Origin of the sequence: Lutibacter holmesii, from assembly GCF_042679665.1 — a bacterium.
Classification (GTDB): Bacteria; Bacteroidota; Bacteroidia; order Flavobacteriales; family Flavobacteriaceae; genus Lutibacter; species Lutibacter holmesii.
In genome coordinates, this window is record NZ_JBHTMV010000003.1 from 593089 (window position 1) to 616803 (window position 23715).

General features: G+C 32.3%; 15 protein-coding genes and 1 tRNA gene. 11 read left to right on the forward strand and 5 right to left on the reverse strand.

Annotated features, from left to right (window positions below; genetic code table 11):
* Positions 1-143 precede the first annotated feature (143 nt).
* Positions 144-2963: a DNA polymerase I gene (gene polA, locus ACFQ5N_RS05440; RefSeq protein WP_386808423.1), complete on the reverse strand. Its 2820-nt coding sequence runs from the start codon at positions 2961-2963 to the stop codon at positions 144-146.
* A 123-nt stretch (positions 2964-3086) separates the two neighbouring features.
* Between polA and ACFQ5N_RS05445 the strand changes: the two genes are divergently transcribed.
* The 3 genes from ACFQ5N_RS05445 to ACFQ5N_RS05455 all read left to right on the forward strand — a co-directional run bounded on the left by ACFQ5N_RS05445 (position 3087) and on the right by ACFQ5N_RS05455 (position 6684).
* Positions 3087-5048: a T9SS type A sorting domain-containing protein gene (locus ACFQ5N_RS05445; protein ID WP_386808425.1), complete on the forward strand. Its 1962-nt coding sequence runs from the start codon at positions 3087-3089 to the stop codon at positions 5046-5048.
* A gap of 13 nt (positions 5049-5061) precedes the next feature.
* Complete coding sequence (locus ACFQ5N_RS05450) at positions 5062-6195, forward strand: hypothetical protein (protein WP_386808426.1); 1134 nt, start codon at positions 5062-5064, stop codon at positions 6193-6195.
* A gap of 192 nt (positions 6196-6387) precedes the next feature.
* Positions 6388-6684, forward strand: coding sequence for a thioredoxin family protein (locus ACFQ5N_RS05455; protein WP_386808428.1), 297 nt, complete (start codon positions 6388-6390; stop codon positions 6682-6684).
* Here the strand turns inward: ACFQ5N_RS05455 and ACFQ5N_RS05460 are convergent.
* Together ACFQ5N_RS05460 and ACFQ5N_RS05465 are read right to left on the reverse strand one after the other, a co-directional pair.
* Entirely contained in the window at positions 6681-7307 is a 627-nt protein-coding gene (locus ACFQ5N_RS05460; RefSeq protein ID WP_386808429.1) for a polysaccharide deacetylase family protein, read from the reverse strand. The two genes, ACFQ5N_RS05455 and ACFQ5N_RS05460, sit on opposite strands and share 4 nt — an antisense overlap.
* 2 nt (positions 7308-7309) lie before the next feature.
* The gene (locus tag ACFQ5N_RS05465) at positions 7310-10396 is read right to left on the reverse strand and encodes a glycosyltransferase family 117 protein (RefSeq protein ID WP_386808431.1); all 3087 of its coding nucleotides are present in this window, start codon (positions 10394-10396) and stop codon (positions 7310-7312) included.
* A gap of 169 nt (positions 10397-10565) precedes the next feature.
* Between ACFQ5N_RS05465 and ACFQ5N_RS05470 the strand changes: the two genes are divergently transcribed.
* Positions 10566-10636, forward strand: a tRNA-Gln gene (locus ACFQ5N_RS05470).
* Positions 10637-10773: 137 nt separating this feature from the next.
* On the opposite strand, the gene ACFQ5N_RS05475 is transcribed toward ACFQ5N_RS05470, so the two are convergent.
* The gene (locus ACFQ5N_RS05475) at positions 10774-11604 is read right to left on the reverse strand and encodes a universal stress protein (RefSeq protein ID WP_386808432.1); all 831 of its coding nucleotides are present in this window, start codon (positions 11602-11604) and stop codon (positions 10774-10776) included.
* Positions 11605-11768: 164 nt separating this feature from the next.
* Between ACFQ5N_RS05475 and rimP the strand changes: the two genes are divergently transcribed.
* Genes rimP through infB form a run of 3 tightly spaced genes read left to right on the forward strand, consistent with a single transcriptional unit; the run spans position 11769 to position 16456 of the window.
* A complete protein-coding gene (gene rimP / locus ACFQ5N_RS05480; protein ID WP_386808434.1) occupies positions 11769-12233 on the forward strand; it encodes a ribosome assembly cofactor RimP in 465 nt (154 codons plus the stop codon).
* 12 nt (positions 12234-12245) lie between these two features.
* A complete protein-coding gene (gene nusA / locus ACFQ5N_RS05485; protein ID WP_386808436.1) occupies positions 12246-13505 on the forward strand; it encodes a transcription termination factor NusA in 1260 nt (419 codons plus the stop codon).
* A 41-nt stretch (positions 13506-13546) separates the two neighbouring features.
* Complete coding sequence (gene infB, locus ACFQ5N_RS05490) at positions 13547-16456, forward strand: translation initiation factor IF-2 (protein WP_386808438.1); 2910 nt, start codon at positions 13547-13549, stop codon at positions 16454-16456.
* A gap of 60 nt (positions 16457-16516) precedes the next feature.
* Here the strand turns inward: infB and ACFQ5N_RS05495 are convergent, their stop codons facing one another.
* Positions 16517-16888, reverse strand: a complete 372-nt coding sequence (locus ACFQ5N_RS05495; protein WP_386808440.1) for an SPOR domain-containing protein — start codon at positions 16886-16888, stop codon at positions 16517-16519.
* 219 nt (positions 16889-17107) lie between these two features.
* Between ACFQ5N_RS05495 and ACFQ5N_RS05500 the strand changes: the two genes are divergently transcribed.
* Genes ACFQ5N_RS05500 through ACFQ5N_RS05515 form a run of 4 tightly spaced genes read left to right on the forward strand, consistent with a single transcriptional unit; the run spans position 17108 to position 23710 of the window.
* The gene (locus tag ACFQ5N_RS05500) at positions 17108-18676 is read left to right on the forward strand and encodes a c-type cytochrome (protein WP_386808442.1); all 1569 of its coding nucleotides are present in this window, start codon (positions 17108-17110) and stop codon (positions 18674-18676) included.
* 32 nt (positions 18677-18708) lie between these two features.
* Complete coding sequence (locus ACFQ5N_RS05505) at positions 18709-21765, forward strand: TAT-variant-translocated molybdopterin oxidoreductase (protein ID WP_386808443.1); 3057 nt, start codon at positions 18709-18711, stop codon at positions 21763-21765.
* A 36-nt stretch (positions 21766-21801) separates the two neighbouring features.
* Positions 21802-23193, forward strand: a complete 1392-nt coding sequence (gene nrfD / locus ACFQ5N_RS05510) for an NrfD/PsrC family molybdoenzyme membrane anchor subunit (RefSeq protein WP_386808445.1) — start codon at positions 21802-21804, stop codon at positions 23191-23193.
* The gene (locus ACFQ5N_RS05515) at positions 23186-23710 is read left to right on the forward strand and encodes a DUF3341 domain-containing protein (protein WP_386808447.1); all 525 of its coding nucleotides are present in this window, start codon (positions 23186-23188) and stop codon (positions 23708-23710) included. Before nrfD ends, ACFQ5N_RS05515 begins: the two co-directional genes overlap by 8 nt.
* The last annotated feature ends 5 nt before the right edge of the window (positions 23711-23715 follow it).

Below are 23715 nucleotides of genomic sequence, written 5' to 3' on the forward strand. Positions count from 1 at the left end.
GTTAAACATTATTTTTTTGTCCCTAAAAAGGGAGTGCAAATGTACAAACTATTATTTATAATTCAAATAGTAAATTACTTATATTTTAATTGTTGATTAATTAGCTATAATTTTGATTATCAATTTTTTAAAAAACCTTTTGTTTAGTGTGCTTCTAACCAGTTTTGTCCTTCTCCTAAATCTACCGTTAACGGAACGGAAAGTTTAAAGGCTTGTTCCATTTCATGTTGAATCATTTTCGTTAAAGATTCTTTTTCGCTGCAATGCATATCAAAAACCAATTCATCATGTACTTGTAGTAGCATTTTAGTTTTGTAATTGCCTTTTTCAAGAAGTTCTTGAATTTTTATCATGGCTATTTTAATAATATCGGCTGCACTACCTTGAATTGGCGCATTTACAGCATTTCTTTCATCTGCAGAGCGAACAATAGCGTTTTGCGAGTTTATATTTTTTAAATATCTACGACGATTTAAAATAGTTTCTACATAACCGTTTTCACGTGCAAATTCAATTTGATTTGCAATGTATTGTTTTAATGATGGAAATGTTTTGTAATAATTATCAATTAATTCTTTAGCTTCAGCTCTTGATTTATTTAGTTGTTGCGCTAAAGTAAATGCTCCTTGCCCGTAAATAATTCCAAAGTTTACAGCTTTTGCATCTCCACGTTGTGTTCTTGTAACTTCATTTAATGGAACATTGAAAACTTTTGCAGCTGTTGCTGCGTGAATATCTTCGCCTCTGTTGAAGGATTCAATCATACTTTGATCTTCACTAAGCGCTGCTATAATTCTTAATTCTATTTGAGAGTAATCTGCTGCGACTAAAGTGTATTCTTCGTTTCTTGGTACAAATGCTTTTCTAACTTGTTTTCCTCTTTCTGTTCTAATAGGAATGTTTTGAAGGTTAGGATTGTTAGAGCTCAATCTACCGGTTGCGGCAACTGCTTGGCTATATGTTGTATGAATTCTTCCTGTAATAGCATTTACTTCTTTAGGTAAGGCATCTACATATGTGTTTTTTAGTTTTACCAAACTACGCCAGTTTAAAATATCTTGAACAATTTGATGTTTTGGAGCTAATTTTGATAAAATTTCCTCACCTGTAGCGTATTGCCCTGTTTTTGTTTTTTTTGGTTTTTCTACCAATTTTAAATGTTCAAATAAAACATCTCCTAATTGTTTTGGCGAAGCTAAATTAAATTCAATATTAGCTTCTTTGTAAATGGTATCTTCTAGTTTTTGAATATCATTGGTTAAGTCTTCAGCTAATGAATTTATAAATTTGGTATCTAATTTAATACCTTCTAATTCCATTGCAGCTAAAACCCTAAGTACTGGTAGTTCTATTTCTGTGTATAATTTTGTTAAATTATTTTTATCTAATTCTTTTTTAAATACTTGTTTTAGTTGAAAAATTATATCTGTAATTTCAATAGTATAATTGGCTTGTTTAGTAAGGTCAATTTCTGGTATTGAAAGTTGATTTTTGCCTGTTTTACCAATTAAAGATTCGAGTGTTTGTGGACGATAATTCAAATAAGTTTCGGCAAGCACATTAATATCATGTCTCATATCAGGGTGCAATAAGTAGTGTGCTAACTTGGTGTCAAACAATTTTCCTTTTAATTCAATATTGAATTTGTGTAATGTTTTAATGAAATACTTACTATTTGAAGCTATTTTTTCAATAGATGAGTTTTCAAAAAATAGTTTAAAGTCATTTAAAATAGTTACTTGTTCTTCAGTAGGAATAGTTATAAAATAACCTTTTCCTTTTGCGTATGAAAAAGAAATACCTACAATGGTGTCTTCAAAACAATTATTACCAATAGTTTCAATATGAAAAGCAACTGCTGTTTGTTTTAGTAATTTTTGAAGTAACAATTTTCTAGAAAAAGCAGTTGAAACATATTGGTATACTTGATTGCTGTTTTCTATGGTTTTGTAACCCGAAACAATTTCAGTTGTAGTGGTAGGAGCTGAAAATAAATCGAATTGATGTGTTTCAGAACTTGGTGTATTTTTTACTTCTTCGTCATTTTTAATTACCGGTTGTTCATCTCCGTATGAAGGAAATGATTTGAAAATAGTAGGTAAACTTTCAGCAATTCGTCTGAATTCTAATTCTTTAAACACTTCATTTGTTTTTGCTAAATCGGGATGATTTAACAAATAATCTTCTTCATGAAATTCTACAGGACAATCTAATAAAATGGTGGCCAATTGTTTTGATAGCAAACCTAGTTCTTTGTTGGCTTCTACTTTTTCTTTCATTTTTCCCTTTAAGTCTTGCGTGTTTGCAAGTAAGTTTTCCATGCTGCCGTATTGTTTTATAAACTTTTTGGCAGTTTTATCACCAACACCAGGTAAACCAGGAATGTTGTCAACGGCATCTCCCATCATTCCTAAATAGTCTATTACTTGTTCTGGGTATTCTACTTCAAATTTTGCTTGTACTTCAGGAATTCCCCATATTTCAATACCATTTCCCATACGAGCAGGTTTGTACATGAAAATATTTTCAGAAACCAATTGGGCAAAATCCTTGTCAGGTGTTACCATAAAAGTTTGGTAGCCTGCTTTTTCAGCTTGTTTAGAAAGGGTTCCAATTAAATCATCAGCTTCAAATCCTTCTTTTTCAATAATTGGAATATGCATTGCTTTCAATATTTTATGAATATATGGAACAGCAATTTTAATGGCTTCAGGTGTTTCTTGCCGGTTCGACTTGTATTCTGGGAAAGCTTCAGATCTAATATGTGAGCCACCTTTATCAAATGCAACAGCTAAATGATCTGGTTTTTCACGTTTTATCACGTCTAATAATGAGTTTGTAAATCCTAGAATAGCCGAAGTATCCATTCCTTGAGAATTGATTCTTGGGTTTTTTATAAGGGCATAATAACCTCTAAAAATTAAAGCGTAGGCATCAAGAAGAAAAAGGCGTTTCTGTTTCATATGTTTAAATTTGAAAGTATTTTATTTTAAAAACCTACCATTTGTTTTAAAAAAGACGAATTTTATTGAAAATATCAAGCCGTTTGTTTATATTTGATAAGTAATTTCTTTAATTACAAAGTTATGAAACAAAACTACATTGTTTTAATCTGTTTAATTTTTATTTCTTCAAATTCATTTTTTGGACAAATTGTGAATGAAGGAGAGTTGCAAATTACTGAGTATACTGTAGTGTATTTTGGTGATGAGTACACTAATAAGAGTGCTGCAAATCATAACAATAATGGTAGTTTACATTTAAATCATAATTTTATAAATAACGGTTATACGGCATCCACTTCAGGAACAACTTATTTTAATAGTGCTACTAATGTTATTCAAACTATTTCGGGCTCTTCAAATGAATGTAGTTTTTATAATCTTGAAATTGACAATTCATTATTAGGTGTTACTGTTACTGATAATTTTGGGTTATTTGTAACAAATGAAGTTGTTTTAACTAATGGTGATTTACGTTTGTTTGGAGAAGCACAATTGTTGCAAGAAAACAACGTTGAAAATTCAGGTACAGGAAGTTTGTTGCGAGATCAGCAAGGCACATCTTCAACCTATGCGTATAATTATTGGTCTTCTCCTGTAACTAATGTTGGAAGTTTTAAATTGAACGGAGGATTATTTGATGGTACAGATTTTGAATTGAATCCATTTTCACCAAAGCAAATTTTATTTAATAGTGGTTCGCCTTATAATGGTGTTCCATCTGTAATTGATGTTAGTGGAAGTGTATTAACAGCTGCAACTATAAATGAGACTTGGTTGTATACATACTCGCCAAATAGTTCCGGCTACGGCGGTTGGGATAAAATAAATAAAAACAGTGAGCTGGCTCCGGGAATTGGTTACAGTATGAAGGGTACTGGTGCAAGCAGCCAAAATTATACTTATAAAGGTATACCAAATAATGGTAATTATAATAGTCCTTTTATAAATGAAGGTGAAACTATTTTGTTAGGAAATCCATATCCATCTGCTTTAAATGTTTCTACATTTATTACAGAAAACGTTGCTATTATCAATCAAGTTAATTTTTGGATTGATGGTGGTTCAAATTCACACGTATTAGCTTCTTATAAAGGTGGGTATGCAACAAGAAATAATTTGGCAGGTGCGCCACCAGTTTTTCCAGAAGGAATTAGTGATGTTGGTGATGCGGCTGGTAAAATACCAGGCGAATATATTGCTGTTGGACAAGGTTTTTTTGTAAAGGCTACAGGAGATGGAGAAATTGCTTTTACAAACTCTCAAAGAGAATTTGAAACTGAAAAAGGAGATTCAGAATTTTTAAAATCAACAAAAGAAACAGAGGTTGCAGACTTAGAAACAAATCTTTTAGAAAAAAGTATTGTAAGAATTGGCTATAAAGATCCTTCAGAATCTCATAGGCAAATTGTTTTGGGGTTTGTGCCAAATTCTACGGCAGATATGAGTTTTAACCCGGGTTATGATGCTTTTATGGTAGATCCAAGAGATGATGAGTTATTTTTTATTATTGAAAATGATTTAACTAAAAAATATATCATTCAAGCTGTAGGAAATTTTGATTATTCCTATAAAATTCCACTTGGTTTATTAATTTCTGAAGTTGGAGAGCATATGGTTATGTTAGATGGTGTAGAAAATTTTACTGAAACGGTATATGTTTTTGATAAGGTTTTAAATAAAACATATGTTTTAAATGAAGAAGGTTTAAGATTGAATTTGCCTGTTGGGAGTTATTTAGATAGGTTTCAACTTGTGTTTGAATCGGTAGTTTTAGAAAAAAATCAAAATACTGAAGAGTTGGCAAGTGATCAAAGCTTAAAAGTATATTGTAATAAATATCAAAATATTGTAATCAATAATCAAACAGATTTAGAGGTAAAGGAAGTTCAAGTATTTAATACTATTGGGCAACAATTAATTCAAGTAAAAACAGAGATGTTCCAAACAGGAAATAATTATATACCATTTAATTATCCTAAAGGAGTATATCTCATTAATATTCATTCAAATAAAGGTTTAAAATCATATAAGGTTATTAATTAAAAGGGGGTTGAAAATGAAAAACATTATTTTAAAAAAAATGTTCTCAATTATTCTAATTTTGGGAACAATAAATACCATGGCACAAGTTGGTATTGGAACAACAGATCCAGATGATTCTGCTATGTTAGACATACAGTCAACTAGTAAAGGTGTATTAATTCCTAGAGTTACAACTTCTCAAAGAGATCTTATTTTGGGTGTTGAAGGGTTGTTGGTTTTTGATTCAAGCACAAAAAGTTTTTGGTATTACAACAATGGTTGGGTTGAGCTAGCGGCGGGTTCAGGATCTAGTGCTTCAGATGAAATAGCAGATGCTGATAGGGATACTAAAGTTGAAGTTGAAAACACTACAGATGAAGATGTAATACGTTTTACAGCTGCCGGAACAGAATATATGCAAATTAATTCAAATGGAGATATTAAACTTGGTGGTAGAGGATCTTCAACTATTCCTGATTCAGATAATGAGAGCGAACAAAATTACACCAAAATTACTGCAGATGGTTCTTTGTGTTATGTAGGAAATGCTACAAGGTGGGAAGATTTAAAAGTGCCTGTAAACGCTGTAGAAATAAAAGCAAAGAAAAAAACAGATGGAACAGATATTGAGCCAGCTGAATGGGCTGGGTTTAGGGAAGGAGCTTCTTTAGGTTTACTTTGGTTTAAAAATGAAGATGATGATGAAGAGGATGAACAAGAAGTACTTTTTACAGTTCAAATGCCTCACGGTTGGAAAGAAGGAACAAATATTTTCCCTCATGTACATTGGACCTCAGGAAAGTTAGATAATAGAGGGTATCTTGAAAATGGGAATGGGGCTCCTGGTGGTGATAGGGTTACTTGGGGTTTAGAGTATACTTGGGTAAGTGTTGGAGAAGTGTTTCCTGAATCGGATATTTTTTACGGTTCGGATGTAGTACCTCCTAATGGTACTAGTTTAGAATTGTATGAACATGTAATTACACCTTTGGGAAGTGGAGGGATTAATGGGAGTGGAAAAACATTGTCAAGTATGCTGGTATGTAGGCTTTTTAGAAATTCAACTGCCAGTTCTGATACTTATGGTGGTGAAGCTGGTTTGTTAGAAATAGATTTTCACTACCAAGTAGATAGTGATGGAAGCAATCAAGAATATACCAAAGATTAGTTTTTTTCTAATGGTTTCTAAGTGTAAAACACTTTTAATTTTCACTAGTTTTTAGGTGTTAGTTTTAGGTTTTGTTTACTGCAATTACCTTGAAAAATAAGCATATAAGGGTTTTTTAATTAAAAATGTTACATTTGTAAGTATATAGGTATTCATTTTTTGAGTTTTTGTTGAATATAAAACAAACAAGTTATGGCAAAATTTGGTGAATTGATAAGTTCAGAAATCCCTGTTTTAATTGATTTTTATGCAGAATGGGAAGAAGAGTCTGAGAGTTTTCATGCGACGCTTAGAGATGTTGCGGCAGCATTGGGTGACAGAGCTAAAGTAATTAAAATTGATGTAGATAAAAATGAAGTTTTAGCAAATGCGCTTAGAATTAAAGGAAATCCTACGTTTATTATTTATAAAGATGGTGAAATGAAATGGCGTCAATCTGGTGATCAAGATGCAAATACGTTAATTAATTTGGTGCAGCAATATGTTTAATGTATTGCATTAAATTGATATCCTTTTTTTGAATAAAACTCTAAAATTTTTGGCAAAACATATTTTAGCTTTTCTTGAGCTTTTACACTGTCATGAAAAACAATAATGCTTCCGTTTTTTGTGTGTTCAATCACATTTTTTAAACATTTTTCTTGTGTTATAGAAGTATCAAAATCAGCACTTAAAACATCCCACATAATTATTTTGTATCCTTTTTTTCTTAGTTTTTTACCTTGTGAAAATTTTAATTTTCCATAAGGAGGTCTAAATAATGTAGGTTTTTTGGCAAGGTTTTTTTCACATAAACTTATGTTGTTAAGGTATGTTGTTGTATTGGTGTTATAGCCGTTTAAATGATTGTTTGTGTGGTTACCAATAGCATGTTTGTGGTTTATAATGTTTTGGTAAATGTCTGGATGATTTACAACGTTTTTCCCGATACAAAAAAAAGTAGCTTTGGCGTTGTATTGTTGTAATTGCTCCAATGTCCAATTTGTAATTTCAGGCGTTGGACCATCGTCAAAAGTTAAATACAATATTTTTTCTTTTGAAGAGAAACTCCAAACCCAATTATTAAAAAATAATTTAATTAAGCCTGGAGTTTTTATAAAGTAGTTTTTCATTTTTATTCTTCTGCCATTAAAAACTCATAAAGTTTTAGGTAGGTAATGTACTCGTCTTTTAAAGTGGTTGCATAGTCTTCATCATCAAATTGAATAGCGGTTTTAAGCACTTGATCATACATTAATAAATTACGTTCAATTTCATCAAAAATGCCTTCTATGTCTCTTTCTTCAAATTGGCTGTAGTACACTAATTTTTCTTGGAAAACGGTTGTTAGTTCTTTAATAAGATTACGTGCTGCTTCTTTTTCATTTAACAAATAAAATAAATCAATATATGAAATAAGCATGCTGTAATGTCCAAATTTATGAACTGGCATTTTTTCTAATGAAGTTAAAAGAACTTCTTTGGCTTTTTCAGTTTCTCTTTCGCTTATTAAGGCACGTGCCAATCGTTCCATGTTATTTCTGTAGGTAACAGAGTTTTTACGTGTTTCTGGATCTAAATAAATATTATCATCGGTAATATTTCTCCAATCCCAATTCTTCACGTTTTCATACATTAAATCGGTATTAATACGTCCCATTTCAAAGAAATTACTTTTGTTTGGTGTGCGAATTGGCACTAATTTAAAGGTCATTCCGTCAAGTTGTAAATAGTCTTTTAGCCAAATATATTCTTCATCAGCTTGTGCTCCACCTGTAAAATAAATTGGTTTTTCCCAATTGTTATTTGCTAAAATGTCAAGCATTAATATTCTGTTTTTAGTAAGGTTGCTACCAAAATTAATATCAATATAAGGGACAATTAAATCTGTGTCTTTTTCAGCAACAATTCCATTTCTTAAAACAGCTTCTTTATCTACAGGAATTCTAATTTTATTTGTAGGTAACACTTTTTCGTAAATTCCGTCATCATCTAAATCATATTGAGTTCTTGGGCTGTCGCTTTCAATCCACTTCATAAAGTTATGAATATCAACTACAGAATCTTTTAACTGCGGAAACAGTTCTTCAAAATAATAAGCAACATCTAAAGTTCCCCATTTGTACTTGTCATGTGTTAATTGTGAAGGAATTGGATCAGCTTTATATGTTTTTCGTTTCATTTGATCAATATACCAATCGGTTGCAAATAAACTGGTGTTTATAAGCTTCATGTCTGTTCTGTAATCTTCAACTTCTTGAAGGTACCAAAGCGGAAAAGTATCATTATCTCCAATAGTAAATAATATTGCATTTGGATCGCAGGAATCTAAATATGCTTTGGCATTTAAATGCGAAGTATATCTATTAGAGCGATCGTGATCATCCCAGTTTTCAGAAGCCATTAATGTTGGTACTGCTAATAAAGAAATTACTGAAACGGCAATAGCTACTGTTTTTTGGTTGGCATAATTTTTTAATTTTTCAAATATGGCCAATACTCCAAATCCTACCCAAATGGCGAAAATGTAAAAGGAGCCAACAACGGCATAATCTCTTTCTCGTGGTTCAAATGGCTTTGGGTTTGTGTAAAAAATAATGGCTAATCCTGTAAAAGCAAAAAACAAAAACAATACATAAAAATCGTTTTTATCTTTCTTTAGGTGGAAAAGAAGCCCAATAATTCCTAAGATTAATGGTAAAAAGTAATATGTGTTTCTTCCTTTATTATTTTTAACATCTGAAGGTAAGTTACTTTGCGGTCCTAAGCGCATTTCATCAATGAATGTGATACCACTTAGCCAGTTTCCATTGTGAATATCTAACTGACCTTGTTCGTCATTTTGTCTTCCTACAAAATTCCACATAAAATATCGTCCATACATATAACCAAATTGGAAATCGGCCATAAATGTTAAGTTTTCAATAAATGTAGGTCTTCTTTTGCTGTTTTGAGGAATGCCAGCAATAGCTTTGTAGTTTTTAATTACGTTAGCATCTGTACTTACCATTCTAGGGATAAACCCTTTGTGTTTACTGCTCCAGTTTGGAAGTGCATCTTCGTAATTATTTACAATAATATATTTACCAGTTTTTTCGTCTTTTTCGTATTTTGGTTTGTCATCTTTTGATGGGTTTTCACGATCTTGTTCTCTATTATAAATTAAAGAATAATAGGTGTCGTAAAAAACATTGGCATCTCCATATTGCTCACGATCGTAGTAAGCTAATAATTCACGTGCACTTGATGGGTTATTTTCGTTTATAGTTGTGTTAGCATTGGCTCTTATTGGTAGCATTAACCAAGATGAAAATCCAATAATTATAAATAATACAGAAAGTATTATTGTATTGGCTTCAACCATTTGTTTTTTATGCGTGTATTTAATTCCGAAGTAAAAAAGAGCGATTAATAAAATACCTGCAATAATACTTCCTGAGTTAAAAGGAAGTCCAATAGAGTTAACAAAAAATAATTCCAATGCGCTAAAATATTTTAACGTGTATGGAAATAGCATTTTAAAAACAAAAACAAGAACTAAAATAGCTGCGAAATTGGCAATAATAAATTGTTTTAGATTTAGGTTGTCGTATTTTTTATAGATGTATAAAAATACAATTGAAGGAATTACCAACAACGATAAAATGTGTACACCAAATGATAAACCAACAACAAAGCTTATAAGTAATAGCCACTTATTACCTTGAGGTTTGTCCATTTCTGCTTCCCAACGTAATCCTAGCCAAAAAAGTAGCGCCATTAAAAATGAAGACATTGCATATACTTCTCCTTCAACCGCACTAAACCAAAAACTATCAGAAAATGTATAAGTTAAAGCGCCAACTACACCGCTTCCTAAAATTGCAATGTAAGAATTGGTATTAAAGTCTTTAGATTTTTCAACTAATTTTTTTCCTAATGCAGTAATGGTCCAAAACATAAAAAGTATGGTAAAAGCACTTGCTAACGCAGACATAAAGTTTACCATTTTAGCAATTTCCATAACATCATTTGTGAACATAGCAAAGAAAGCTCCTAGCATTTGAAATAACGGAGCTCCTGGTGGGTGTCCAACTTCTAATTTTACAGCTGTAGAAATGTATTCGCCACAATCCCAATAACTAACAGTTGGTTCTAGTGTTAGTGTGTAGGTGATTAAAGCAATTGCAAAAGTGGCCCACCCAATAAGTGTGTTCCATTTAGAAAAATTAAATGAATTCATATAAAATTTTTTATCGTGGCGAATTTAACAAAATTAATCTTAAATATATTAAGTAGCTGCAATAAGGAATGTTAATATAGTGCTAAAGATGATAAGTTGATTTTTTTTGAAAAAAAATTAAAAAATGTTTGCGGAATTAAAACTTTCCCTTAAATTTGCACGCTCAAAATGACCTATGGTGTAATGGTAGCACTCCGGTTTTTGGTATCGTCAGTCAAGGTTCGAGTCCTTGTAGGTCAACAAACATTTTGAAACATTCCCTTTAAACACTGCGTTTAAAGGGTTTTTGTTTTTATAGCTGTTTGCTAGGATAGCAAAAAAGCCCGAAAATAATTAAATTTTCAGGCTTTTTAAAGTTTGAAATATTTGTTGTTTGGTTATATTTTAAAAGTCACTACAGGTAATTTTGCATGATTTGCTAAATCTTCTCCAATACTTCCGGTAAATAAATGTGCTAATCCACGTCTTCCGTGTGTGTTTAGTAAAATTACATCAGCGTCAATTACTTTTGCAAAATTTAACACACCAGCTTCTACAGAAATATCATTGTAAATATTAAGAGTGTAGTTGCTTAAATCAAAGTCGTTTATAAAATTTCTTATAGCATCACTTGATTCTTTTGTAGTTTCAAAATTGTGAATGGTGTTTATTTTTAATAAGTGTAATTGGGCATCAAAAATAGTTGTGAAATTTAAGATTTTTTGAAATGATTTTCGAGCGTCAATATGAAAGTTTGAAGCAAAAACAATATTGTTAATTTTAAAGTTTTCAATTTCTTGTTTTATTACTAAAACAGGGATGTCTGAATTTCTAACTACTTTTTCAGTGTTTGAGCCAATTAGCATTTCTTCAAGGCCTGAAGTTCCTTTTGACCCCATAACAATTAAGTCAATGTCGTTTTTAACACTTTCATCAATTATTCCGTCATAAGCTTTATGGAAAAGAACAGAATCTTCCATTTCAACACCTTCAAAAAAAGGAAGCTTTTTAAAGTTTTCAAATTTTTGGTAAGCTCTTTTTAAAAATAATAATGCAGTTGGTGTATTGCTTGATGATCCATAACTTGAAGGATCAATAACTCCTGTAGGAAGTTCAAGCATATGTAACAAGTAAATTTTTGAATTGGTAAGCTTAGCTATAGAAACGGCTACCTTTGCAGCGTATTCTGCTTGTTTCGAAAAATCTATGGGAACTAATATTCTTTTCATAAAACAGTATAAAAATAAATGTGATTTAACGTAAAGTTAGCAATTTTATATTAAAAACAAAGGATGATTTTTTATCATTCCAAAAAATGTTACTATATTTGCAGCGAATTTGAAACAAAAAAGGAGATAGGAGGGGACGGTAAGTCCCCTCTTTTTATACAATAATGGATAAAGAAAAAGTTATAAATTTGTTGAATAATGCTTTGGAGGAAAATTCTTCATTGTATTTAATTGAACTGAAATTTTTGCCAGAAAATAAAATTTACATTGAAATTGATGGCGATACAGGTGTTTCTTTAAAAGATTGCATAAGAATAAACCGCGAGATTGAACAAAATTTAGATAGAGAAGAAGAAGATTTTTCTTTAGAGGTTACTTCACCTGATGTTGCAAATCCATTGAAAGTAAAAAGGCAGTACATTAAAAATATTAACCGTATTTTAGAAATTAAACTGCAAGACAATACAAAGGTTGAAGGTACATTGAAAGTTGTAAATGAAGATTCTATTGAATTAGAGTGGAAAGCTAGAGAACCAAAACCTATAGGAAAGGGGAAAGTTACTGTTGTTAAAAATGCAACAGTGCCATTTTCAACTATTTTAGAAGCAAAAGTGAAAATAATATTTTAATTACTAGAGTGCATGGAAAATATAGCATTAATTGAGTCATTTTCAGAATTTAAAGGAGATAAAAATATTGATAGAGTTACGCTAATGGCAATTCTTGAAGAAGTTTTTAGAGCTGCTTTGAAAAGAAAATTTGGATCTGATGATAACTTCGATATTATTATAAACCCAGATAAAGGAGATTTAGAAATTTGGAGAAATAGAGTTGTTGTAGCAGATGGTATGTCTGAAGATGATAATGAAGAGATAGAACTTGCAGAAGCACGAAAAATTGAACCAGATTTTGAAATTGGTGAAGATGTGTCTGAAGAAGTGAAATTAATTGATTTGGGAAGAAGAGCTATTTTAGCATTGCGCCAAAACTTAATTTCAAAAATATACGAGCACGATAGTACAAACACTTTTAAGCACTTTAAAGAATTAGAAGGTGATATTTACAGTGCTGAGGTGCACCATATTCGTCACAATGCAATTATTTTGTTAGATGATGAAGGAAACGAGTTAGTGTTGCCAAAAAGTGAACAAATTCGTTCAGATTATTTCAGAAAAGGAGATTCAGTTCGTGGAATTATTAAAACAGTTGAGTTACGTGGTAATAAGCCTGTAATTATTATGTCAAGAACCGCTCCTGAATTCTTAGAAAAATTATTTGAGCAAGAAATTCCTGAAGTTTTTGATGGTTTAATTACTATTGAAGGTGTTGCAAGAATACCAGGTGAAAAAGCAAAAGTAGCAGTAGATTCTTATGATGATAGAATAGATCCTGTTGGAGCTTGTGTTGGTATGAAAGGTTCTCGTATTCACGGAATTGTACGTGAATTAGGAAACGAAAATATTGATGTGTTAAATTATACTAAAAACACACAACTATTTATTGCTAGAGCTTTAAGCCCAGCAAAAGTAGTATCAATGAAAATTCATGAAGAAGAAGGAAGAGAAGATGGTAAAAAAGGAAGAGTTGATGTATTCTTATTGCCAGAAGAAGTTTCAAAAGCTATTGGTAAAAATGGAGTAAACATTCGTTTAGCATCTCAATTAACCGGATTTGAGCTTGATGTTCAACGTGAAGGAGTTGAAATGGAAGATGATGTTGAATTAACTGAATTCTCAGACGAAATAGAAGCTTGGGTAATTCAAGAATTTAAAAATATTGGTTTAGATACTGCACGTAGTGTACTTGAAAAAGATGTAACTGAATTGGTAAAAAGAACTGATCTAGAAGAGGAAACTATTTTAGAAGTTCAAAAAATATTAAGAGAAGAATTTGAAGATTAAATCTTTAAATATCCAACAATAATAGGCTAAAAATTAATTATATGGCTGACAACAAAACATTGAGACTAAACAAAGTATTACGAGAATTAAATATCTCGTTAGATAGAGCTGTTGAGCATTTGGCGAGCAAAGGCATTGAGGTTGAAGCACGCCCAACAACTAAAATATCTAACGCAGAGTACGAAGTACTGTTGGATGGTTTTCAAACAGACAGAAATAAAAAAGCAGCTTCAAAAGAAGTAGGCGAAGAAAAGCGTAAAGAAAAAGAAGCGCTAAGAGTTGCTGCTGAAGAAAAAGCTGAAAAGCATCGTATTGATGAAGAAGCTAAAAAAGAAGTTGTCAAAGCTAAAGCCGAAAAATTAGAGGTTAAAACTATTGGTAAAATTGATATTGATGCTAAAAAGGCACAAGTTAAAGAACCAGAAGTAGCAAAAGAACCTGAAGTTAAGGAAAAGCCTATTGTTGAAGCAAAGAAAGTTGAAGAACCAGTAGTTGAAAAAAAGGTTGTTGAAACTAAAGAAACAACTGTTGTTAAACCTGAAGCAAAGGTAGAAACTCCTAAAAAAGTTGAAACTCCTAAGGTGGCAAAAGAAGATGTTGTAAAGAAGGTTGAAGAAACTGTTAAGCCTGTTGAAAAGGTGTCGGTAGAGAAAAAAGCTACGCCAAAACCTTCAAAACCTATTGCTAATAAACCAGTTGAGCCTGTTAAAAAGCAGCCAGAAACTACATCAAGTTCTGAAGAAAAAACAGCTGAAACTTCAACAGAACCTCAAACATTACAAACTCAATATAAGAAGCTTTCTGGACCAAAAATTACAGGTGAGAAAATTGACTTAAAACAGTTTGAGAAAAAACCAAAACCTAAAAAAGCTGACCCTGCTAAAAAAGATAATGCTAATGATGCAAATAAAAAGAAGCGTCGTAGAATTAAAAAAGCGCCAGCTGCAGGTGAAAAAAGAGTTGTAAGACCAGCACAACATAGAGGAGGTCCAAATAGAGGCCCTCAACGTGGCGGTCCTAGAAAACCGATTGTAAAAGAAGAGCCTTCTGAAGCTGATGTTCAAAAACAAGTTAGAGAAACCTTAGAGAAATTACAAGGGAAATCTAAAAAAGGTAAAGGAGCAAAATATAGAAGAGATAAAAGAGATCAACATCGTCAGCAAACTGATATTGATGCAGAATTACAAGCAATTGAAAGCAAAGTATTAAAAGTAACAGAATTTGTTACGGTTAGTGAAATTGCAACAATGATGAATATTCCTGTTACTGATATTATTTCTACTTGTATGTCATTAGGAATGATGGTTACTATGAATCAGCGTTTAGATGCTGAAACATTAACTATTGTTGCAGAAGAGTTTGATTATACGGTTAATTTTATTGGTGCTGAGGTTGAAGAATCTATTGAAGAGCATGTTGATTCGGAAGATGAGTTAGAATTTAGAGCTCCGGTTATTACGGTAATGGGACACGTTGATCACGGTAAAACATCACTATTAGATCATATCCGTGAAGAAAATGTAATAGCAGGTGAATCAGGAGGAATAACACAGCACATTGGTGCGTACGGAGTTCAGCTTAAAAGTGGTCAAAAAATTGCTTTTCTAGATACACCAGGTCACGAAGCCTTTACTGCGATGAGAGCTCGTGGTGGACAAGTAGCAGATATTGTAATTATTGTTGTGGCGGCTGATGATGATGTGATGCCTCAAACAAAAGAAGCTATTAGCCATGCGCAAGCTGCAGGTGTTCCAATTGTATTCGCAATAAATAAAATTGATAAACCACACGCAAATCCTGATAAAATTAAAGAACAACTTTCAGCAATGAACTTATTGGTTGAAGATTGGGGTGGTAAAATTCAATCACACAATATTTCTGCAAAAACAGGAGAAGGTGTTGATGAATTATTAGAGAAGGTATTGCTTGAAGCAGAAATGTTAGACTTAAAAGCAAATCCAAACAAAAATTCTGTTGGAACTGTTGTTGAAGCATTGTTAGATAAAGGACGAGGATATGTGTCTACAATTTTAGTTCAAGAAGGAACATTAAAAATTGGAGATTATATGTTAGCTGGTAAACATAGCGGAAAAGTAAAAGCTATGTTTGATGAAAGAGGAAATAATATGAAATCTGCAGGGCCTTCTACACCAGTTTCTATATTAGGTTTAGATGGAGCGCCTCAAGCAGGAGATAAATTTCACGTATTTGAAGATGAAAAAGAAGCAAAACAAATTGCCTCTAAAAGATCTCAATTACAACGTGAACAATCTGTTAGAACTCAACGCCATATTACATTAGATGAAATTGGACGTAGAATTGCATTAGGAGACTTTAAAGAATTGAATATTATTTTGAAAGGTGATGTTGATGGTTCTGTTGAAGCGTTAACTGATTCGTTCCAAAAATTATCTACAGATGAGATTCAAGTGAATATTATTCATAAAGGTGTGGGTGCAATTACAGAATCTGACGTATTGTTAGCTTCAGCATCTGATGCAATTATTGTTGGATTTAATGTAAGACCTTCTGGAAATGCAAGATTGCTTGCAGATAATGAGGAAATTGATATTAGAACGTATTCTATTATTTACGCAGCTATTGAAGATCTTCGTGATGCAATGGAAGGAATGCTTTCTGCTGAAATTAAAGAAGAAGTGGTTGGTAATGTTGAGATTAGAGAAATTTATAAAATCTCTAAGGTTGGTAATATTGCCGGGTGTATGGTTATGACAGGAAAAATAATGAGATCATCTAAAATTAGAGTTATTAGAGATAGCGTTGTAATTCATTCAGGTGAGTTAATGGCTTTAAAGCGTTTTAAAGACGATGTTAAGGAAGTTGCTAAAGGATATGATTGTGGGGTTCAAATTAAGAACTATAACAATATTGAAATTGGTGATATTATTGAAGCTTACCAAGAAGTTGAGGTTAAAAAGAAACTAAAATAATATAGTATATAAACCAAAAAAGGCGTGCATTGCACGCCTTTTTTTATGGAATAAAGTTTGTTATATTTTATCTTCTAAAACAATAGCTCCTAAAAACTTTTCTTTTATAATTAAAGCAACTCTATCAGCATCTAATCGAGTTTTAAACTTACCAACTTGTGTCTTCCATTCAGGCTTATCGTACACTACTTCTGGAGTAAATTCAGGGAAAGTTAAAGAGAAATTTTGCTTTATTTTGTATGCTTCAGTTTCATTTCCATTGTATAATTGAATTTTATAAACAATGGTGTTTTTATTCTCTTTATTATACGTTTTTTTTTGACTAATTAAGTCAGATATTTTTTCGCTTTCACTTTGTGAAAATACATTAGTGATACATAAAAATAAAGTTAAAACGCTTGTAAAGAGTATGTTTAGGTTTGTTTTCTTCATTCTAAAGTTTTTAATTTTTTTCAAATTTAAAGTTTTCTTTGAAACCTTATGTGAAATATTATTATTTAGAATGAGTATAAATTATGGAATACCCATTCATTACTTTTTGTGATGTGCATTTAAATAGTATTTTTGTTAAATCGTTTAAATATGATTTAAATCATAATTTTTTAAATGAAATAATTGTACCAAACAAGAAAGAAAATATTTTTTTTAAGTATGAAAAGTGTGAAACAACACAGTGCATTATCAAGATTAGTCATAAGTAGTCTTGCTTTCCTTTTATTTTTTTCGCTTAATCTATCGGCTCAAGAAGGCGATGCAGCCAATGGAGAAAAACTCTTCAAGTCTGTGTGTGCTGCTTGTCATAAACTAGATAAGAAGTTAGTAGGTCCGGCCTTGAAGGGAATTACGGAAAAAAGAGAACAAGAATGGTTAATCGCTTGGATTAAAGATAGTCCAGGCATGATTAAGTCAGGAGACAAATTAGCAATTCAAGTTTTCGAAGAGAACAACAAGTTGCCAATGACAGCTAACCCTCAATTATCCGATCAGGATATTATTGATATTTTGGCGTACACAAAAGGTGAACCTATAGCACCAAAAGCTGTGGCAACTCAAGAAATTGATCCAGGTGTTGAGCGTGGAAAGAAAATTTTCAAAACAAATTGTGCAGCTTGTCACAAGTTAGAAGGGAAGTTAATTGGCCCTGAGCTTTTGAAAATTGGAGATAAATACGAGACAGATTGGTTAAAAGCTTGGATTAAGGATAATACTGCGTTAGTAGCTTCAGGTGATAAGTTAGCAAAAACTGCTTCTGAATATTCTCCTATTGCAATGACTCCTTTTCCTCAGTTATCTGATCAAGATTTAGATGATTTATTAAGTTATTTAGCTGTTGGAGATGTAAAAGCTACAGCGGCAACGGGAGCGGTTTCAGCAAATGATCAAGAAATTTTTGAGAATCCTGGTTTTGGAGTATTACCAACATTAGGTTTAACAATATTAGCTTTTGTACTATTATCGCTTATTGTTGCAGCAACAACAAATAAAGTTGTTGTAGAAGGTGAGGAACAAGAAGATAGTATGTTGAAATCAATGATTTTCAACCCGTTTTTACGTTTCTTATTTGTAATATTTTGTGTTGTTGGTGGTGCTTGGTTAGTGTTTGGCTGGCTTATGCAAGTTGATTTAAACGAAGGTTACCAACCAATTCAACCAATTGCTTTTTCACACGCAGTACACGCAGGAGATAATAAAATTGACTGTCAATACTGTCACTCTTCAGCAAAACATAGTAAAACTTCAGGAATACCTACAGCAAATGTTTGTATGAACTGTCATAAATCAATTTCAGAATATAACGGAGAATTATTCGACGGACATTCTAAAGAAGATTTAGATAATGAAATACAAAAAATTTACGATGCTGTTGGTTGGGATAAAGAAAATGTACAATATATTGAAGGTTTTGAACAAAAACCAATTGAGTGGGTGCGTATACATAATTTAGCAGACTTTGCTTATTACAATCACTCTCAACACGTAACAGTTGCTGGGTTAGATTGTTCAAAATGTCACGGTCCAGTTGAAGAAATGCACGAAGTTTACCAATACTCTCCGTTAACAATGGATTGGTGTATTACTTGCCATAGAGAAACTGAAGTTGATATGACTGAAAATGGATATTATAAAAACATCCACGATCAATTAGCTAAAAAGTACGGTGTAGAAAAAGTGACTGAAGCTCAAATGGGAGGTTTAGAATGTGGTAAATGTCACTATTAATATTAATTACGAAGTAAATAACAATATATAAAATGGCATCAAACAAAAAATACTGGAAAAGTGTTGAAGAGCTTAAGGAAAATAGCTTGATTGTTGATACGTTAAAAAATAACGAGTTTGTGGAAGAAATTCCAACAGATGATTTTTTAGGTGACAAAGAAAACTTAGAGGCTTCATCAACAACTCGTAGAGACTTTTTAAAGTATGTTGGATTTACCACAGCTGCAGCTTCTTTAGCGGCCTGTGAAGGTCCTGTGGTAAAATCAATTCCTTATGTAATTAAGCCAGATGATATTATTCCTGGTGTTGCAGAATATTATGCAACAACAATGGCAGATGGTTTTGACTTTGCAAATGTATTGGTAAAAGTTAGAGAAGGACGTCCAATAAAAATTGAACCAAATAAAGAAGCAAATGGAAGTACAAATGCACGTGTGCAAGCTTCTGTACTTTCTTTGTATGATAGTTTAAGGTTACAAGGACCTAAAGCAAATGGAGAGGTTATATCTTGGGATAAAGCTAATGAAGGAATTGTTTTAAAATTAAATGAAGTAAAAGCTGCAGGTTTACCTATTGCAGTTTTAACTGGAACTTGTGCAAGTCCGTCTACAAAAAAAATAGTAAATAAGTTTAATGAAGCTTTTGGAAATGTAAACCATGTTGTTTACGATGCTGTTTCTGAATCAGCTGCGTTAGATGCTTTTGAAACTGCTTATGGAGAAAGAGCTTTACCTGATTATGATTTAGAAAAAGCAGATGTTATTGTATCTATTGGTGCAGATTTCTTAGGAGATTGGCAAGGTGGAGGCTTTGAAGCTGGATATGCTAAGGGAAGAATTCCTGTAAAAGGGAAAATGTCTCGCCATATTCAAATTGAATCTAATATGACTTTATCTGGTGCAAATGCAGATGAGCGTATTATGTTAAAGCCATCTCAGCAAAACTTAGCTTTAATAAAATTATATCAAGCTGTTGTAAGAGGAATTTCAACTAGAGAAGCTTCACCATTAAACAGTGCTATTCAAAAAGTAGCTGCTCAAATTAAAAAAGCAGGTACAAAAGCTGTTGTTTTAACAGGAATTCAAGATAAAAACGCTCAATTATTAGCATTAGCAATTAATCAAGCTATTCAAAGTGAGGTTATTGATGTTGTTAAAACTAAGAACGTTAGAAAGGGAGATGATAAAGTTGTTGCTCAATTAATAGCAGATATGAATGCTGGTAAAATTGGAGCGGTTATAATTAATAATTCAAACCCAGTTTATTCTTTACCTAATTCAAGTGAATTTGTTGAAGGATTGAAAAAAGTAAAATTATCTGTTGCATTTTCTATGCAAGATAATGAAACAGCAAATGCTGTTCAATATGCATTAGCTTCTCCTCACTATTTAGAGTCTTGGGGTGATGTTGTAATTAAAAAAGGACATTACAGCTTAATGCAACCAACAATTAAACCATTATTTGATACGCGTCAATTTCAAGATGCTTTATTAGCTTGGACAGGTAGCTCAAGTTCTTATTACGATTTTATTAAGAATTATTGGACTGCTGAGGTATTAAATGGAACGTCATGGAATCAAGCGTTGCATGATGGTATTTATGTAGCTCCTTCTAGTGAAGAATTAGAAGTGTCAAAGTTTGACTTTGCTTCAGCAATTAAAGGTATGGGTAGTGCTAAATCTAGTGATTTAGAATTGTCATTATACACAAAAACTGGAATGGGTGATGGTCAAATGGCAAGTAACCCTTGGTTACAAGAATTCCCTGATCCAATAACAAGAACATCTTGGGATAATTACTTAACAATGTCTAAAGCTGATGCTGCTACATTTGGAGTAATGAATGAGAATGTTGCAAATGGTGCCTTAAACGGAAGTTTAGTTGAGTTAACCGTAAATGGTATTTCAGAAGTTTTACCAGTGCTAATTCAACCAGGTCAAGCAATTGGTTCTTTAGGTTTAGCAGTTGGTTACGGACGTGTTCAAGGATTAAAAGAAGAAATGCAAACTGGAAAGAATGCATTTAAATTTTATAAAGATTTTAATACTACTCAAACAGATGTTTCTGTAAAAGTTGTTGCTGGTGTTCACGAGTTTGCTTGTATACAATTGCACAACACTTTAATGGGTAGAGGAGATATTATTAAAGAAACTACCTTAGAAGAGTTCAATACAAAAGATTCAAAAGAATGGAATAAAGTTCCTGTTGTTTCTATGGATCATAAAGAAGTTGAAGCTACTTCAGTAGATCTTTGGGATTCTTTTGATAGAACAGTTGGGCATCATTTTAACTTGTCAATCGACTTGAATGCATGTACAGGATGTGGAGCTTGTGTAATTGCTTGTCACGCAGAAAATAATGTACCGGTAGTTGGTAAAGATGAAATTAGAAAATCAAGAGATATGCACTGGTTGCGTATTGATAGATATTATTCTCACGAAGAAGATTTTGCAGGTGATAATGAAAAGAAAGAGGCTGGAACTGGAGTTATGGGTTATAAAGACACTATGGCAGAATTAGAAGATCCTTCTGAAAATCCTTCTGTAGCATTTCAACCTGTAATGTGTCAACACTGTAATCACGCGCCTTGTGAAACAGTTTGTCCGGTTGCCGCTACATCTCACGGTCGTCAAGGTCAAAACCAAATGGCTTATAACCGTTGTGTAGGTACACGTTACTGTGCAAATAACTGCCCGTATAAAGTACGTAGATTCAACTGGTTTAAATACCCAGAAAATAGTGAATTTGATTACTATATGAATGATGATTTAGGTAGAATGGTATTAAATCCAGATGTGACTGTTCGTTCTCGTGGTGTTATGGAAAAATGTTCAATGTGTATTCAAATGACACAAGCAACAATTTTAAAAGCCAAAAAAGAAGGAAGACCAGTAAATACCAATGAATTTGAAACCGCTTGTTCAAACGCTTGTAGCACTGGAGCAATGGTATTTGGTGATGTAAATCATAAGGAAGATACAATTACTGAGTTAACACAAGATAAAAGAGCGTATCATTTACTAGAACACATTGGAACTAAGCCTAATGTTGTTTACCAAGTAAAAGTTAGAAACACTCAAGAAGCATAAACAATAATATTAATAGATAATAATTAAATAAGAATTATGTCGTCTCATTACGAAGCACCTATTAGAAGACCTTTAATTGTTGGAGATAAAAGCTACCATGATATTACTGTAGAAGTAGCCGCTCCAGTTGAAGGTAAAGCAAATAAATTATGGTGGACAGTTTTCATAATTGCACTATTAGCTTTCCTATGGGGAGTTGGTTCAATTATTTACACCATTGGAACAGGAATTGGAGTTTGGGGATTAAATAAAACCGTAGGTTGGGCCTGGGATATTACCAACTTTGTTTGGTGGGTAGGTATTGGTCATGCCGGTACATTAATTTCAGCTGTACTTTTATTGTTTCGTCAAAAATGGAGAATGGGTATTAACCGTTCTGCTGAAGCAATGACAATTTTCTCTGTTGTGCAAGCAGGTTTGTTCCCAGTAATTCATATGGGACGTGTTTGGGATGCACATTTTGTATTGCCAATTCCAAATCAATTTGGTTCACTTTGGACAAACTTTAACTCACCATTATTATGGGATGTTTTTGCAATTTCTACATATTTATCGGTATCATTAGTTTTCTGGTGGACTGGTTTGTTACCTGATTTTGCAATGTTACGTGATAGATCGGTAAAACCTTTTCAAAAGAAAATTTATAGCTTATTAAGTTTTGGTTGGACAGGGAGAGCTAAAGATTGGCAACGTTTTGAAGAAGTATCATTAGTGTTAGCTGGTTTAGCAACACCTTTAGTACTTTCAGTACATACAATTGTATCTTTTGACTTTGCAACATCTGTTATTCCAGGTTGGCATACAACAATTTTCCCTCCTTATTTTGTGGCAGGAGCAGTTTTCTCTGGATTTGCAATGGTAAATACGTTGTTAATAATCATGAGAAAAGTTTCTAACTTAGAAGCTTATATTACAAAACAGCACATTGAATTAATGAACATTGTAATTATGATTACTGGTTCAATTGTAGGTTGTGCTTATATTACAGAGTTATTTATTGCTTGGTATTCAGGTGTTGAATATGAACAATATGCATTTTTAAATAGAGCAACAGGACCTTACTGGTGGGCTTATTTATTAATGATGAGTTGTAATGTATTCTCTCCACAATTTATGTGGTCTAAAAAATTAAGACAAAGTATTACATTCTCTTTTATAATTTCAATTGTTGTAAACATTGGAATGTGGTTTGAAAGATTTGTAATTATTGTAACTTCATTGCATAGAGATTACTTACCATCATCTTGGACAATGTTCTCACCAACGTTTGTTGATATTGGTATCTATGTTGGAACAATCGGATTTTTCTTTGTATTATTTTTATTATACGCAAGAACATTCCCTGTTATCGCGCAAGCTGAGGTAAAATCTATTTTGAAGTCATCAGGAGAAAATTATAAAAAATTAAGAGACGGAAATCATGAGTAATAAAGTAGTACAAGCAATGTATAACGATGATGATATCCTAATGGATGCCGTAAAAGAAACACGTGCAGCAAATCATCATATCGCAGAAGTTTATACACCATTCCCAGTTCATGGTTTAGACAAGGCTATGGGATTGAAAGGTACAAGAATAGCAATTACTGCTTTTATGTACGGATGTGTTGGTTTTTCGTTCGCAGTTTGGATGATGAACTATATGATGATTGAACAGTGGCCTCAAGATATTGGTGGTAAACCAAGTATGAGTTTCTTTTTAAACATGCCAGCCTTTGTGCCAATTATGTTTGAATTAAGTGTGTTTTTCGCAGCGCATTTAATGGTAATTACATTTTATATGCGTAGCAGATTATGGCCATTTAAAGAAGCTGAGAATCCAGATCCAAGAACAACAGATGATATGTTTGTTATGGAAGTCGCTGTTGAAGGTGATGAAGCTGAATTAGTTTCATTTCTTAAAAAAACAGGAACTGTAGAAATTAAAGTAACTGAAAAGCATTAATTAAA